We start from the raw sequence: 15,253 nt of genomic DNA, 5'->3' as shown, positions 1-15,253 counted from the left end.
GAGAGCACTCATGTCGAAAATCCGTATCCACCATCGCACGATTTATCACTACCGATATGCGGTCAATCTCAGGCCTCACCGGCTGATGTTGAGGCCCCGCGAGAGCCCCGATCTCCGGCTGCTGTCGCATGAGGTCTCGATAACACCACAGGCCCAGGTCAGTTGGGCGATCGATGTATTCGGCAACGCGGTTGCCACCGCGGTTTTCAGCGACATGACCAATGTCCTGACCGTCGACAGCGTCGCGCTGGTCGACCTTACCGCCGCAGCATGGCCGGTCTTTGCTATTGCTGCCTCCGCGCTCACCTTTCCATTCCGCTATTCGGACGAGGAATGGACGGATCTCGGCGCGCTGACGGCTCGGCAGTATGCCGACCCGTCCCAGCAACTTCAGCGGTGGGCACAAGGATTTGTCGCAAGCAATTCGACAGACACGCTCTCGCTTCTGAAGGACATAAGCGCTGGGGTGTCTTCATCGATCTCCTATCAAAGCCGTGAGGCGGAAGGCACACAGACGCCAACCCAGACGTTGGATCGTGGTCGGGGATCGTGCCGCGACTTTGCAGTGCTGTTTGCCGAAGCCGTTCGATCACTGGGTTTTGGAGCGCGTATCGTGTCGGGATACCTGTTCAATCCCGATCAAATATTGCTCGGTTCGCAGGATCAGGGCTCGACCCATGCCTGGGTCGAGGTATTCGTTCCTGGCGCCGGATGGATCACGTTCGATCCGACCAACCGCAGCATGGGCGGGGCCAATCTCATCCCTGTCGCCGTCACCCGCGATATCGCGCAATCCGTTCCCGTCGCCGGCAGCTTCGTCGGTGCGTCCGATGCATTCATATCGATGGACGTGGAGGTCGAGGTATCCGCGTGAGCTTCGCAAAGGCCCCAGTAGGATTTGAGTCGTCTAGCCATTCCGGAGCACGACCTCAACGAGATTGTCTTCCATCACCATCGGAACGGCGGGCTCGACCTCGAGGTAAAGCCGATCGACAGAGGCCGCCAGCAGTTCGCCGGTGGCGATCATCTCGGCGCTGCAACGCGAGGATCATCGGTTCATTTCCATGGGAGAAAAACAGCTCAACAAGGTGGCCATCAGATGATGTTGCCTGCCGTCGATCCAAGCGAGGACCATCAGGCCGGCGGCTCGCCAAGGAGGCGACGTCAAACACGATCCCTTACTAAATGTTCTTAGTCTTATCGGAACCGGAACCAAATTATCGCCGGGAGGTTGTATCACCGCCCCTCCTCCTCGATCTGCCGAATACCGCTACTTTGGGTTCAGTGATCTGAAAGTTATGAATATGAATAAGGCCATTACAACATCCATCGCGATCGCCTCGATGGTATGCGTCAGTGTGGGCATCGTTCATGCTGATGAGTCCGCTTTCCTGCAGCCCCTTGCCGGCAGTTGGAGCGGTAAAGAGGTGCGCATTAATGCACCCACGATCAATGTCACCTGCAGCTTCAGGTCGGACACGACTGCAAGTTCGCTTGCACTTGATGGGCGTTGCACTAGCCTCGTCGTTTTTTCCCGGGACATTAGCGCCGATCTCAAGGCGACAGGTGATTCCTATACTGGATCCTATGTCGGCGCCGGCACTGGCACTGCCCGCCTTGGGGGCAAGCGCGAGGGTGACGCTATCAACCTCGGTATAAACTGGGCAAGAAACGTAAATGGCGATCGACGCGCCCAGATGACGATCGAAAAAGTCGGAGCGTCGGGAATGCGGCTGACGACCATCGATACCGATCCCACAACAGGCAGATCGGTGGTCACAAGCCGAATTGACCTGCGTCGGAACTGACCGTGGCGCGTGCCCGGTTGTGGAGCGTTCACCGCTCTGCGGTTTCCGCTCTTCGCTGACCGTTTAATCGACAGCGTGCGCCGTGTGCTTTCGGCGGGCGCGGGACCTTCTGCCGTCGATCCATCTCATCGCCGGGGTGACTGCGACACCGTGGACAACGATTGACGTGAGAACGATAAGGAGGACCGTTGCCCAGACGGTCTCGACACGCTCGAACTCGGCTTGGCCCGTTGCGTATGCCAGGTAGTAGATCGATCCCAGGCCCCTGATGCCAAACACAGCGATGATCAGGCTTTCGCCTGGCGGATGTCCGGAGCCAATCAGACTCAGCCAGCCGATGATCGGACGGACACATACGATCGCCAGGAAGGCGACGACCGCGACCCGCCAATCAATTCCCCCGAGTAGCTGACCGCTTGCCGCGATCGAACCGAGGCAGACCAGTAGAACCATCATCAGCAATCGTTCTATTTGCTCGGCGAAATCATGCAGTTGCTCATGAAAATCATGGTCCCGTTCACTCGCCCTGAATGCGACGGCCGCAAGGAAGACGGCGACAAAGCCGTAGCCACCAACCAGTTGCGTCAGCCCGTACGTGGTGAAGGTCATCCCCAGTGCAACGAAGCCATCCTGCGTCTTCGCGAGGCTGCTTCCTCTCATCCTGAACGATAAAAAACCGAAGGCCTTTCCCAGCGCCCATCCCACGACGCCGCCCGCAGCCAGTCTCCAGAACACATCCAGAAATGCCCAATGCTGCAAAAGAACCGTCCCCTCTTTCGCGGCAAGCGCCAGGGCGATGGCAAGGTGGACGAACGGGAAACTCAGGCCGTCGTTCAGGCCGGCTTCGGATGTCAAAGCAAAGCGGACCTCGTCCTCCTCACCCGTTTGTGGTGGCCCGACCTGCACGTCACTGGCGAGCACCGGATCGGTCGGGGCAAGGCAAGCCCCGAGCAAAACAGCAGACGCCATTCCGAGACCCAGTATCCATGACCCGAGGAATGCCAGAGTGCCGATCGTCAGCGGCATGGCTACGCCGAGAAGCCGCCACGTCGTCATCCACCGTTTCCATCCGATCGGACGGTCGAGTTTCAACCCCGCACCCATCAAAGCGACGATGACGACAATCTCGGTCATCCGCTCAGTAAATTCACGGTTTTCCAGTGGATTGAAGCGCGGGAGAAGTGGGAACGGCGACCATGCAAGCAGTGCACCAATGGCCAGGCATGCGATTGGAAGCGACAATGGGAGCCTTCTCATTATCAGCGGCAACCAGGCCGTAAGAAGGACGACAACACCGAGGATGGTCAGAGTGACGATATACAAATCCATTCACTCTGCCCTTGCCGATGATTCAATTCTTGCTGAGGTCCCGGGATCGTATCGCGAATGTGCCGAGGACAAACGGTTTCAAGCTGACTGCACAGCTTTTTCGACATCCTGGGCAGAGTGGCCCGTCAGATCCTTGGGGATTTCCAGAAGCAGTTTGGCGGAAAGGAACTTGTGATAATGCTTTCGCAGTTCGCCCAGTGAACGCGGCGCCGAAATGACCACGAGATTGACAATCCCGCCCTCCAACACCTGCTTGTTGAGGTATTGGGCGACACCAGCGGAAAATCCGTCTTCCGCCATCTGGCTTTCATCCGGGTTCGCCGAAGTGCTTCCGTGGCGACCGCCCGAGCCTTTGGCTTCGTCCTCTATGGAAATGTCAGGCAGCGCGGTTAGACTGAGTTCGGAGCCAGTCCCGGTGTTGCGATAGAGGTCTAGTTTCTCACCGTCGGTCACGGCGACGACTGTACCTTGCGGAAGTATCATTGGATTTCCCATGAAGTTGGCTCGAGCCGCTTCACGAGGAATTTCGCGAACGACGAGAACGTCGCGTTTTCCGCGAAGAAGTACTAGAGACGGCGATTGTGGCTTTTCGACGTGAATTGGTTCTCCCGGTCAAGCACGTCGCCACATCGCCCGCACCATATGCCGCAAAACGAGGACACGCACCCTTTCCGATCGTTCTAGCTTCCCGCCATATTGGTGGGCTCGCTGACGCGCTACTGGGCGGTGAAGAACGTCAGCAGGACCTTGCCCTTGTCGCCGAGCAAGCATACGAACCTGTCCGGCTTTCCGGTCTTTTCCTTCCGGGCGATGTAGGCCTCTCCAAGAATGACGGTCTTCACGGCCACATCCTCGACTTTAGTATCGGACTTGCTGATGGCGAGGCTTTCCATGTCCATGACAAGATCGGTGATCTCCGGCGAACGCTCCCGAAGGGCGAGAAGGCCTGTGTTCTTGCAGGCGTTGACTGCCGGATCCTCAACTGCCTGGGCAGATGCGTTTTCTGTAAGAAGACCGACCAGGACGGCCGAAACGGCGAGTGCTACACATTTCATGATTTTCTTCTTTCGTGAAAAAAAGCCCGCGACCAGCGCGCGCTTAACTGAGTGCGCGAAGTGGCTATGCCTTATTGACAACCTTTTTCACGGCATCCTTGACATCGCCCTTGGCAACCTGAGCCTTGCCCTTGGCTTCCTGAAGGGCACCCTTTGCCTGTTCCTCGTGATTATCAGCGGCTTTGCCCACGGCCTGCCGCGCCTTGCCCGCGACTTCGTTCGTGGTTCCCTTGATCTTGTCTGCAGTGCTTCCCATCATCATCTCCTTCGTTTGGCTGAAACGAAAGTCATGAAAACGCTATCCGTTCCACGCGTGAACGCCCCTCCGCAGCGATTGCTCTTTTGAAGCCGCGCAAAGGGGAAGTCAGCACTCGAGACATCACCTGATACCCCAGCGATCAGCTTGACGGTGATCGCTCCAGCGCACGACACGCGGGGCCGCTAGCATCATTTTCATTGCTCTTGTTCATCCGCACCGCGTTCGGCCGGATCAAGGGGTCGTTACCAGTCCGCACCGATGTCGATCCGTCTGGGCTTGACCGTTGCGGCAAGCTTGGGCTGGAGATGATCAAGGCCAGGTAGGGCGTGAGCGCCCAATCCCAGGCCATGCCGACCCAGATGTCGGAAGGCTGGATCTGCATAGTGGGCGACTTCTTCAACAGTCGGAACATGTCCCCGCAGGGGCTGTTGAACGAAAACGCTGGAGAGGTAGCGGATGGGCGCCGGGCGTGTCCCCCGCTTCCGGCCGCACGCGCGATCCGCTCAGCGTGAAACGCCATGACATGTCATTCCGCACCTATCCATAATTCGCAGACATATACAATATGCGCAGGAAATAGCGCGTCGGCGGCCATTTTCGGACGGAAAACGCAGTAATTAACAAAGACTTAAGCAATTCGGATACTTCTTGCACATTAGTATGACTTATGTGACGGTGGTCTTTTTGCGCTGGGGTCTTTCGCATTCACTTACTCGGGTCTTCAACGCCCTTCGCGATCTCGGAAGGGACAGGAGCGGCAATGTCGCGATCGTCGTTGCCCTCACCCTGGTGCCGATGCTCGTCGCAGTCGGTGCGAGCTTTGACTATATCCGTACCTACAATGTCCGCCAGAGGATGCAGAGCGACCTCGACACGGCCCTGATCGCCGCAGTCAAAGAGATCGATACCGACGACACCGACGCCCTCAAGGAAAAGGTTGCAGACTGGTTCCACGCGCAGGTGGAAAACAGCTATACGCTTGGCGACATCGACATCGATACGTCAAACCATAAGATCACGGCGACGGCCAGCGGCACGGTTCCGACGACGCTGATGAAGATCGCCAACATCGACACCGTCGACGTCAGCGTGGCAAGCGCAGTCAAGGGGCCGGCCACCTCCTATCTCAATGTCTATATCGTCATCGACACATCGCCATCGATGCTTCTGGCTGCAACAACGGCCGGCCAGTCGACCATGTATGCCGGCATCGGATGCCAGTTCGCCTGCCACACGGGCGACGCACACACTGTCGGCAAGACGAAATACGCCAACAATTACGAATACAGCACTGCCAAGAACATAAAGCTGCGCGCCGATGTTGCCGGTGACGCCGTCAGGGACGTGCTCGACATGATCGACACGTCCGACAGCAATCATCAACGCATCAAGGTCGGATTATATAGCCTCGGCGATACCCTCACGGAAGTTCTGACCCCGACGCTCAGCACGGACACGGCGCGCAATCGCCTTGCGGACGCAAGTTACGGCCTCACCAGCGCGACCTCGAAGGCAGCCACCTATTTTGACGTGTCGCTTGCGACGCTCAAGCAGAAAGTCGGCACCGGCGGGGACGGAACCTCCTCGGGCTCGCCGCTCAAGCTGGTTCTCCTGCTGACGGACGGCGTCCAGTCGCAGCGCGAATGGGTGACCGACAAGGTGACCTGGAAAAACGGAAAGGCCACGTATGGCGCCTACTGGAACAAAGTGGCGCCGCTCAATCCGGATTGGTGCGCCTACGTCAAAAACCAGTCCGCCACCATGGCGGTTCTTTACACCGAATACCTGCCGATCACGTCGGACTGGGGTTACAACGCAACCGTCGGCTCGACCATGGCAAGCGCCAGCTGGAAAAGCACCTACGGCGGCACCATGCAAAGCGGCGTGTCGACCAGCATCACGAGACGCGACTACATCCCCTATGCGCTCTCCGACTGCGCATCTTCCAAGAGCCTGTTCCTATCAGCATCGTCGTCGACCGAGATTACCGCAGGGCTGTCGGCGCTTTTCACCCAATATCTCGCATCCGTCCGGCTGACCCAATGAGACGAGAAAAACGCTTCGCATCGCTGCGCCGTCTGCTTGGCGATCGCAAAGGGGTCGCTGCGATCGAATTTGCGATCCTGGCTCTGCCGCTCTTCATCATGATATTCGGCATTATCGAAGTGTCGCTGATGTTCTTCGTCAACTCGGCGCTGGACGCTTCGGTTCACAAGATCTCCCGGATGATCCGCACCGGCGAGGTTGCGTCCTCCAACATCACGCTGGCCGATTTCAAGGCCAGAATTTGCAACGACATGCTTCTCTCGTTCAGCTGTTCCAGCGATCTGCTGGTCAAGGTGATCGTGCTTTCCGACCTCTCGTCCGCCGCCAGCACCGACCCCATCGACGACAGCGGCAATCTCACTGTGACCGAGACCTATGATATCGGCAAGGGCAGCGACTACATCCTGGTTCAGACGTTCCTGCCATGGACAGCCGTCGTCAATTTCTTCAGCCTGTCGAGTGCCAAGCTTTCCGACGGCCGCTACCTGCTCGGATCTTCCGATCTGTTCCGTAACGAGCCCTTCTGACATGATGAAACGGAGCCAGTCCTTTTTCCGTTTCGCCCGATCCCGCGTCCGTCATCTCGTGCGCGACCAGTCGGCGGCTTCGGGCGTGGAATTCGCGCTGGTGTTGCCGATCCTGGTGATGCTCCTGTTCGGCACCGTCGATCTCGGCCATGCGCTCACAGTCAGCCGAAAGATAGATGAGATCGCCTCTTCCACAGGCGACATGATTTCACAGCAGGGCTCCTGGACGAAGTCCGACGTCGCCAAGCTTCTCTCCGGCGCCAGCTTCATCCTGCAGCCCTATGACACGACTGGGCTGACGATCACGCTGGCGGTGGACGACATCAGCACGAGCGGCAGCGCGACGGTCAACTGGTCTGCAGCACTCAACACCTCCGCACTTAACTCCGGCTCGGCGAGCACAATCGAGATCCCTTCGGAGATCCAGGATAACGGCGTGCAGGTGGTGCTGACCCGGGTGCAGTACACATTGACAACGCCGGTGTCGGCGTTCTTTTCAAACTTCACCGGACAGAATGGTTACAGCTTCGATCGCCATTATTTCAATCGCCCGAGAGTCGGCGACAAGATCAGTTACAATTGAGCTGCTGGGTCTGTCGCAATCGGCTGGAGGTCCGCCGGATTGTCAACCAACAAGTCATGACAATGGTGATTGTAGACGATATGGAAGGCCCTTCACCACGGGAGCACGAATCATGGCAAAACGAGTTTTCGGCGGCATAGGGCGGTCGTCGATTATCGTGCCGATCGCCCTGGTGATGATTTTGTACTTGAATGGCACCGGCGGGGCAGCACCGGCCGATCTTCATTGGTCCCAGGATCCGGGCAGTCATTGCAAATTCGTCGCGCCGGCATCCCTGACCAGCGGCCCCACCTTCTGGATCGGAGCCTGTGTCGACGGCAAGGCGTCCGGAGTAGGGATGCTGCGTCGCCGGGATGGCGACCGGCCCGGGCCCGCCTTCTTCGGCCGGATGAAGGATGGGGTCCCCCAGATCGGCGTCGTCGATCTGGCCGAGGGATACAGAGCCGGCAGCTTCATCGATGGCGACATCGGCGGCGGAGCCGAGCCTGACCCGCAGAAGCGGATAGACGCCTTTCGTATTGCAGCTGAGGCCGCGCGGTCGGTCAGCGCCAAATATGCTGGCGAGAACAATGCGGGATCTGCCCGCCTTTACGAAGAGCTTGCCAAGACACTGGAACTGCAGACGGATTGAGCATGAGCGAGAGGCTGCAACGGCGATCCTTTCTGGCAGGGCTATGGGCAGCACTGTCGGCAATGTTTGGAGCCAGCATGACTGCGGCGGCGGCGAACCAACCTCCGCAGAAGGCCGAAGGCCGCGAAAGCAGGGCTGGCATCCACCCTTGGCTCGGTGTCGGAGAGCAGGTGACCGCTGACGTCGTGTTGGATGGCAAGGTGGTGGCCCAGCTGAACGACACGGCGACGCTTCCCGGCTTGAAAAAACTGCCCGCACTGGTGTTCGACTTGCCGCCGGGACTGAAGCGGCTGCAACTGCGCGGCTCGCTGAGGGATGCCGAGGGCCGGGCGGGATCGTTCTCGAAGACATGGACCGTGCGCGACATGGCCCCGATTTCGGCGCCGCTCTATGACGGCTCACGGCCAATGATCGAACGGGTGCGGGCTTTTGCCGAGAAAACCGAACTGGCGGAAGTGGCCGCTCCCCGCCTGCCCGCCGGCACGACGGCGGAAGCGGCTTTCCAGCAATTGGAACGACGCCTGCATGTTCAACTGCCCACGCCGCTGCGCCAACTGCTGGGCCAAGCGGGCATACATATCGACGACTCCTATTTCCTGGGGCCACAGGATCTTGGGACGGTGAGCGAATTGCTGCTCAAGGGTTGGGGTTATACGCGCAGCGGCGGCCCGACCGCATTGGACACGTTGCTGCCGGAGACCGTACTGGCTCGCTACGACCGCAGCGTGGCGGTGTTCATCGAGGTAGGCGATGGCCTTGGCGCCCTCGCCTGGGATCCGGCGGGCGTCAGCCTGCACGAGCCGGCCAATAGCTGGGGCGACAAGGGCAACCCCGGCGCCCGGCCTGCCACACCCAATGAAGGCGTGTGGTACTGGCTGCATCAGGAGCACATAGACGAGCCCGAGCTGCTGCTCGACGACGACTATCAACCGAAGAGCGCGGAAGCCGCGCTCACCAACGTGTTCCAGCGCTTCGCGCTGTCCCAGGCCGCTTATCCCGAGACCGAAGACGAGCTGGTCATCGACACCGCCCATCCGCGCAATCTGCTGCAGCTCAGTTTCGACGGGCCGAAAAAACCGCGGCTCTGGTTCCGCAGCTACGATTATCACTACAGCCTCTATTGAGCGAGCAAACCCGAGATCGAACCCCGGCTCACTCCGGGAGCCTGACGATGCCGTATGGATTGAACTTGAACTCGTCCACTTCGTAGGTGGAATCGAAGGAGAGGCTTTTGGCGTTCCTTCAACGTCAGGTCGAGCCCCCGCTCGGCGAGCTCCTCGGCAACCGCATCGATGATGGCAACGACCTGCCTTTCGCTGCCGGCCGTCTCAGGCATATAGACCTCCGGCAATCCGACGAGATGGAAGCCGGCGCTTTCCAGATATCCGCGCGCCGCCAGCGGCCGCTTCCCGAAGACGAGCCGGCCGATCCGCTGCTGGGCCAGCATATCGAACCTTCCGTTCGGTCGAATGTTCACAGGCCACGACCTTGTAAGCGTATGAATTCCGAAACGGAAGCAGGATCATGAATGGAGATTGCGCCGTCATCGCCGTCACCGGACGATACAGGGAAAGCGCAGCGGGCGAAGAGTGCGGTTCCACTCGTCGGCCCCGGCTGTTTCTGTTATTTTCATCTCGGCGCATATTGGCTAGGGAGTCACGTCGGCAGCATGTCGGCAAATCAAGCGAAAATGCGCGAGAACTACACGACCGATGTCGCGCTAGGGCCGCTGCAAGCTGCGGAGTAATCAAGTGACAATAGACAGCATTGGGTTCGTCGGAACCGGCGCGATCACCGAAGCGATGGTTCGCGGGCTTCTCACTGAGCCGGCCTATGCCTCCGAGATTCACGTGTCTCCACGAAGCGCTCACATCGCCGCGACGCTGGCAGAAGAATTCACCGCCGTGAGAATTGCCAAGGACAATCAGGACGTCGTCGAGCGCAGCGACTTGGTGTTCCTGGCGATACGGCCGCAGGTCGCCGAGGAGGTCGTGCGTGCGCTATCATTCAGGGATGGCCAAATGATCGTCAGCCTCGTTGCGGCGACGGAGCGCCAGGCCCTCTCCGAGTGGATCGCCGCCGACGTGCATCTGGTGCAGGCGATTCCCCTGCCCTTCGTCGCAGGCCGGCAAGGCGTCACTGCCATCTATCCGCCCGATACCGCCGTCGCAGCGCTTTTCGATGCGCTCGGAACCGCTGTCCAATGCCAGTCGAGGAAGGAATATGATCTTCTCGCAGCAGCGAGCGCAATGATGTCGACCTATTTCGGCATCATGGAGCAGATTGCCGTCTGGCTGGAGAAAAGCGGCCTCGAAAAGGCGAAGGGACAGGCCTACATTGCCCCGCTCTTTGCAAGCCTTGCGCAAAAAGCGAACAGCCCAGGCAACGAACCGTTCAGCGCGCTGAGCCGCGAATTCGCGACCAAGGGCGGACTGAACGAGCAGGTTTTCTCAGACTTCGAGAAGAAGGGCGGCCTTGCCGCACTGACCGCTGCACTCGACGGCGTACTTGCCCGGATCGAGGGCAGGACCTAGAACGTCGGCGGCGTGCAGGCGCTGATGACCTCGCAGGGCACCGGTCCGACGCAGCGGAAGCGATGAGGGCGCCTGCTTTCGAAATAGTAGGCGTCACCCGGCCCAAGGATCCGCCGCTCGTCATCGACCGTCACCTCGAGCCTTCCCGAGAGCACGATCCCGCCCTCTTCCCCCTCGTGAACAAGCGGAACCTTTCCGGTGTCGGCGCCCGGCTGGTAGCATTCCTTGAGTATTTGCAGGCTGCGCCCGAACAGGTTTTCTCCAACCTGCCTGTAGGAGATGGCGCCCTTGCCGATCTCCACCAGCTCCTCGGCCGCATAGAAGGCCTTCCTTGGACGCTCGGGCTCGAAGGCGAAGAATTCCGCCAGGCCGATGGGGATGCCGTCCAGAATTCGCTTCAAGGCGCCGACCGAGGGATTGGAGGCGTTCGATTCGATCAGCGAGATCGTCGAATTGGGCACTCCGGTGCGCTTGGCGAGCTCACGCTGGGAAAGCTTATGGGCGATGCGGAGATGGCGAAGACGGCTGCCGATATCGACGGACATGGTGCGGTTCGTTTGTGTTGTCCAGAATATACAAAATCATATCTTTCCATCCTTTGAATTTCAACAACTTGCACCGACAAAGAAAAGGACTTGTTTGAAAGTAAGAAATTGCCATTCTCGGCGCCATCCCCAAAGGAGGCCAGGATGGACCAGCTCAGCAAAACGAACGCGCCCGTACTCGAAAATTTCTGGATGCCGTTCACCGCGAACCGGCAATTCAAGGCCACGCCGCGCCTTCTCGCAGCAGCAGAAGGTATGTATTACACCGACGTCGATGGAAAGCAGGTACTTGACGGCACGGCCGGGCTCTGGTGCTGCAATGCCGGCCACGGCCGCAAGAAGATTTCCCAAGCCGTCGAACGACAGCTTGCAACGCTGGATTATGCGCCAACCTTTCAGATGGGGCATCCGATCGCCTTCGACTTCGCCTCGAAATTGGCTGCGAACGCCCCGGGCGGCCCAGAGGCCAAGCTCGACAGGATCTTCTTCACCGGCTCGGGCTCGGAATCGGTCGATACGGCGCTCAAGATCGCCATCGCCTATCAGCGGGCGATCGGCCAGGGCACCCGCACGCGGATCATCGGGCGTGAGAAGGGATATCATGGCGTCGGCTTCGGCGGCATTTCCGTCGGCGGTCTCGTCAACAACCGGCGGGTCTTCCCGCAGATACCGGCCGACCATATGCGCCACACGCTCGACATCGGACGCAACGCGTTTTCAAAGGGGCTCCCCCCGCACGGCGTGGAACTGGCGGACGATCTTGAGCGCCTGGTGCAGTTGCACGGCGCCGAAACCATCGCTGCGGTTATCGTCGAGCCGATGTCGGGATCGGCCGGCGTGGTCCTGCCTCCGAGGGGCTATCTGGAGAAGCTGCGCGCGACCGCCGACAAGCACGGGATTCTGCTGATCTTCGACGAGGTCATCACCGGCTTCGGGCGTCTCGGCACCCCTTTCGCGACCGACTACTTCGGCGTTGTTCCTGACTTGATCACCACGGCAAAGGGCATCACCAACGGCACGATCCCGATGGGCGCGGTCTTTGCCAGCCGCAAGATCTATGACGGCCTGATGGTCGGACCGGAAAACGCGATCGAACTCTTCCACGGCTATACCTATTCCGGCCATCCGGTCGCCTGTGCCGCCGGGCTCGCTACTCTGGAGATCTATGAGGAGGAAGGCCTGCTGACCCGGGCAGCCGATTTGGCCGAGTACTGGCAGGAGGCGCTCCATTCACTGAATGGGCTGCCTCATGTCGTCGACATCCGCAATCTCGGACTGGTCGGCGCGGTCGAACTGGCTCCTCGTGACGGGGCGCCGGGAACCCGCGCCTACGAAATCTTCGTTGACTGCTTCAACAAGGGCCTGCTGATCCGGGTGACCGGCGACATTATCGCCCTCTCCCCGCCGCTCATTATCGAGAAAGACCAGATCGACACGATTGTTTCGACACTCGGTGATGCCCTGAAGCGCGCTGCATAGATCCGCATCCCGCGTTCTGCTCCCGTCGGCGATCGGACGTCTGGTCCATCGTCGACGGAACCCTCCGGCACAGCGAGATCGGACCTCAGCGCCTCAAGGTCTCTGACGGCAACTGGCCGAAGCGCTTCCTGTATTCTGCTGCAAACCGCCCCAGATGCGTAAATCCCCACCTGAGCGCGACGTCGGCGATGCCCTGCTTCGCGTCAGACTCGAGCAAATCGCGATGGGCGGCAACCATGCGAAGTTCATGCAGGTAGGCCATCGGGGTCGTATCCCTGAACTGCCGGAAGCCCTGTTGCAAAGTCCGAACGCTTACCTTGGCTGCCATTGCGATATCGTTGAGCGAAATAGGCTCGGCGATGTGTTCCTGCATGAAGTCGATCGCCCATTTCACATGGCGTGGGGCCGGTGCCGGAGCAGGGAGCGCAAGTTCTTTCGAATAGCGATTGGGGCAGGTTTCCAGAAGCAGATAGATCGCCGCGTCGCAGAGTGAGCCGGCGGCCAGCGGCGACCGTTGCAGCGGTCCGTTGCCGCTGAGGCCGCGATGGAGGCTCGAGACAAGTTGCTGTAACACAAGCCCCGGACCGGTTGTCAGATCGATGTGAGGATGAAAATCGACATCGCCGCTGATCGTTCGTTCGAACATATGCGTGAGGTGGCTGACGATCTTCGCCTGATCGACGAACAGGCCGAAATGACGGCGGGGGCCAAACAGGCGGGCACCCGCGACACGACCTGCCTCAAGGATCGTACCACGGGCGGGAACGGAATATATTTGCTCCCGCATGCCTTCGAAGGAGGCGTTGCCCGCCATCGGCAGAAAAACGATCATCCTGTCGCTGGGCGCCTCCCGCCTGATCAGGATTGTGCCTTCGTAGGTACAGTCGGCTACCGTTACCTCTTCTCCCACGGAGACGAAATTGCAGTGGTATGCAATCGGCATATTGCCTTCGGCGGCAACCTTGATCGGGGAGTTTGGTGTCGACAATATTTCCGAGAGCTCGTCGGGGTCTGTTCCGCTGTGCGCCGTTTCCCGAAACAACATGCTCTGCACCGCCAGCTGTCGGCCGAGGCTGCCATTGCTATGTATATGAGAATTAACGGACATTCGCGACCTCGAAAAACGATGGACACAAGTGATAATGGATTTGTGCAATCATGTTCATCTCTTTTTTGCCTCGGCGTTTCGGCCGTAGCGGCTGATTGCAAGATCCTTGGCGTCGATTTCCGGCTGGCCGCCGCTGACGAGATCGCCGATGAGCCGCGCCGAACCGGTGCTCATGGTCCAGCCGAGCGTGCCGTGGCCTGTATTGAGGAAGAGACCGGCGACCTTTGTCGGGCCGATGACCGGCGTGCCATCGGGCGTCATCGGGCGCAGGCCGGACCAGAAGGAGGCCTTGGAAATATCGCCACCGGGGAAGAGATCGGTGACCGAGTATTCCAGCGTGTCGCGGCGGGCCAGGCCGAGATCATTGGTATAGCCTGATATTTCGGCCATGCCGCCGACACGAATGCGATCGCCGAGCCGGGTGATCGCGATCTTGTAGGTCTCGTCCATGACGGTCGATTCCGGCGCGCGTGACGCATCGGTGATCGGGATGGTGAGCGAATAGCCCTTGACGGGATAGACCGGCAGCCGGATGCCGAGCGGCTTGAGCAGCAGCGGCGAATAGCTGCCGAGCGCGACCACCACCGCCTCCGCACTCATCCGCTCACGATCGGTGATGACCCCACGCACCCGGCCGGCCTCCACATCCAGCGCCTTGATCGTCGTCCCGTAAGCAAAACGCACGCCGAGCTCCTCGGCTTTGGCCGCCAGCGCATTGGTGAACTTGAAGCAATCGCCGGTTTCGTCCTTCGGCGTCAGCAGACCGCCGACAATCTTCTCTCGCACATGCTTCAGCGCCGGTTCGAAGCGGATGCAGCCGTCCCGGTCCAGCACCTCATAGGGAATGCCGTCGGCAGCCAGCGCCTTGACATCCTTAGCCGAGGCCTCGAGCTGCTGCTGGGTGCGGAACAGCTGCAGGGTTCCCTGCATGCGTTCATCATAGGCGATGCCGGTCTCGGCGCGAAGTTCGGCCAGCGCGATGCGGCTGTAATCGGCAAGGCGCAGCATGCGGCTCTTGTTGATCGCATAACGCTCGGAGGTGCAGTTCGACAGCATCCTCGCCATCCAGGAGAGCATGGCCATGTCGAGTTTCGGGCGCAGGATGAGCGGCGCATGTTTCATGAACAGCCACTTCATGGCCTTCATGGGAATGCCGGGCGCCGCCCATGGCGAGCAATAGCCGAAGGAGACTTCGCCGGCATTGGCAAAGCTGGTCTCCAGCGCAGGACCCGGCTGCCGGTCGACGACCGTGACCTCATGGCCGGCCTTGGCCAGCTGATAAGCGGATGTGACGCCGACAATGCCGGCTCCTAGAACGATGACCTTCATGATGTTCCCAATGATGGAGC

General features: G+C 59.7%; 16 protein-coding genes and 2 pseudogenes. 10 read left to right on the top strand and 8 right to left on the bottom strand.

Annotation, left to right across the window (positions count from 1 at the left end; translation table 11 throughout):
* Positions 1 to 10 precede the first annotated feature (10 nt).
* Positions 11 to 874: a transglutaminase family protein gene (locus G9X64_RS14905; protein ID WP_171376818.1), complete on the top strand. Its 864-nt coding sequence runs from the start codon at positions 11 to 13 to the stop codon at positions 872 to 874.
* Positions 875 to 1,343: 469 nt separating this feature from the next.
* Positions 1,344 to 1,808: a hypothetical protein gene (locus G9X64_RS14900; protein ID WP_376766397.1), complete on the top strand. Its 465-nt coding sequence runs from the start codon at positions 1,344 to 1,346 to the stop codon at positions 1,806 to 1,808.
* Positions 1,809 to 1,871: 63 nt separating this feature from the next.
* On the opposite strand, the gene G9X64_RS14895 is transcribed toward G9X64_RS14900, so the two are convergent.
* The 4 genes from G9X64_RS14895 to G9X64_RS14880 form a co-directional block, all read right to left on the bottom strand.
* Complete coding sequence (locus G9X64_RS14895; protein ID WP_171376816.1) at positions 1,872 to 3,137, bottom strand: cation:proton antiporter; 1,266 nt, start codon at positions 3,135 to 3,137, stop codon at positions 1,872 to 1,874.
* Positions 3,138 to 3,215: 78 nt separating this feature from the next.
* Positions 3,216 to 3,620 carry a host attachment family protein gene (locus G9X64_RS14890; RefSeq protein WP_168315923.1) on the bottom strand — a complete coding sequence of 135 codons (405 nt, stop codon included), beginning with the start codon at positions 3,618 to 3,620 and terminating at the stop codon, positions 3,216 to 3,218.
* Between the two features lie 233 nt (positions 3,621 to 3,853).
* Positions 3,854 to 4,192: a hypothetical protein gene (locus G9X64_RS14885; protein WP_168308881.1), complete on the bottom strand. Its 339-nt coding sequence runs from the start codon at positions 4,190 to 4,192 to the stop codon at positions 3,854 to 3,856.
* Positions 4,193 to 4,256: 64 nt separating this feature from the next.
* Positions 4,257 to 4,448, bottom strand: a complete 192-nt coding sequence (locus G9X64_RS14880) for a CsbD family protein (protein WP_168309086.1) — start codon at positions 4,446 to 4,448, stop codon at positions 4,257 to 4,259.
* Between the two features lie 215 nt (positions 4,449 to 4,663).
* On the opposite strand from G9X64_RS14880, the pseudogene G9X64_RS36555 reads away from it, so the two are divergent.
* The 6 genes and pseudogenes from G9X64_RS36555 to G9X64_RS14855 all read left to right on the top strand — a co-directional run.
* Positions 4,664 to 4,963, top strand: a pseudogene (locus G9X64_RS36555) (hypothetical protein); the annotation flags it as partial.
* Positions 4,964 to 5,111: 148 nt separating this feature from the next.
* A complete protein-coding gene (locus tag G9X64_RS14875; RefSeq protein WP_171376879.1) occupies positions 5,112 to 6,497 on the top strand; it encodes a TadE/TadG family type IV pilus assembly protein in 1,386 nt (461 codons plus the stop codon).
* On the top strand, positions 6,494 to 7,024 hold the full coding sequence (locus G9X64_RS14870; RefSeq protein WP_168308882.1) for a TadE/TadG family type IV pilus assembly protein: 531 nt from the start codon (positions 6,494 to 6,496) through the stop codon (positions 7,022 to 7,024). Before G9X64_RS14875 ends, G9X64_RS14870 begins: the two co-directional genes overlap by 4 nt.
* 1 nt (position 7,025) lies before the next feature.
* Positions 7,026 to 7,607, top strand: a complete 582-nt coding sequence (locus G9X64_RS14865; protein WP_168308883.1) for a TadE/TadG family type IV pilus assembly protein — start codon at positions 7,026 to 7,028, stop codon at positions 7,605 to 7,607.
* A 112-nt stretch (positions 7,608 to 7,719) separates the two neighbouring features.
* Positions 7,720 to 8,238: a hypothetical protein gene (locus tag G9X64_RS14860; RefSeq protein WP_171376815.1), complete on the top strand. Its 519-nt coding sequence runs from the start codon at positions 7,720 to 7,722 to the stop codon at positions 8,236 to 8,238.
* 77 nt (positions 8,239 to 8,315) lie between these two features.
* On the top strand, positions 8,316 to 9,362 hold the full coding sequence (locus tag G9X64_RS14855; protein ID WP_210259672.1) for a hypothetical protein: 1,047 nt from the start codon (positions 8,316 to 8,318) through the stop codon (positions 9,360 to 9,362).
* Between the two features lie 28 nt (positions 9,363 to 9,390).
* On the opposite strand, the pseudogene G9X64_RS14850 reads toward G9X64_RS14855, so the two are convergent.
* Positions 9,391 to 9,688 (bottom strand): annotated as a pseudogene (locus tag G9X64_RS14850) (hypothetical protein); the annotation flags it as partial.
* A 301-nt stretch (positions 9,689 to 9,989) separates the two neighbouring features.
* Between G9X64_RS14850 and G9X64_RS14845 the strand changes: the two are divergent.
* The gene (locus tag G9X64_RS14845) at positions 9,990 to 10,772 is read left to right on the top strand and encodes a pyrroline-5-carboxylate reductase (protein WP_168308885.1); all 783 of its coding nucleotides are present in this window, start codon (positions 9,990 to 9,992) and stop codon (positions 10,770 to 10,772) included.
* On the opposite strand, the gene G9X64_RS14840 is transcribed toward G9X64_RS14845, so the two are convergent.
* Positions 10,769 to 11,317: a cupin domain-containing protein gene (locus G9X64_RS14840; RefSeq protein WP_171376813.1), complete on the bottom strand. Its 549-nt coding sequence runs from the start codon at positions 11,315 to 11,317 to the stop codon at positions 10,769 to 10,771. The genes G9X64_RS14845 and G9X64_RS14840 overlap by 4 nt on opposite strands.
* Positions 11,318 to 11,461: 144 nt before the next feature.
* Between G9X64_RS14840 and aptA the strand changes: the two genes are divergently transcribed.
* Positions 11,462 to 12,796: an omega-aminotransferase AptA gene (aptA, locus tag G9X64_RS14835; protein ID WP_171376812.1), complete on the top strand. Its 1,335-nt coding sequence runs from the start codon at positions 11,462 to 11,464 to the stop codon at positions 12,794 to 12,796.
* Positions 12,797 to 12,881: 85 nt separating this feature from the next.
* Here the strand turns inward: aptA and G9X64_RS14830 are convergent, their stop codons facing one another.
* Together G9X64_RS14830 and G9X64_RS14825 are read right to left on the bottom strand one after the other, a co-directional pair.
* Positions 12,882 to 13,904 carry a helix-turn-helix transcriptional regulator gene (locus G9X64_RS14830; protein ID WP_168309089.1) on the bottom strand — a complete coding sequence of 341 codons (1,023 nt, stop codon included), beginning with the start codon at positions 13,902 to 13,904 and terminating at the stop codon, positions 12,882 to 12,884.
* A 54-nt stretch (positions 13,905 to 13,958) separates the two neighbouring features.
* The gene (locus G9X64_RS14825; RefSeq protein WP_171376811.1) at positions 13,959 to 15,233 is read right to left on the bottom strand and encodes a D-amino acid dehydrogenase; all 1,275 of its coding nucleotides are present in this window, start codon (positions 15,231 to 15,233) and stop codon (positions 13,959 to 13,961) included.
* Positions 15,234 to 15,253: the final 20 nt, after the last annotated feature.

It is taken from the genome of Rhizobium sophorae (assembly GCF_013087515.1).
Taxonomy (GTDB): domain Bacteria; phylum Pseudomonadota; class Alphaproteobacteria; order Rhizobiales; family Rhizobiaceae; genus Rhizobium; species Rhizobium sophorae.
The sequence above is the reverse complement of the archived record's forward strand: the minus strand, read 5'-3'. Positions and strand labels throughout refer to the sequence as shown.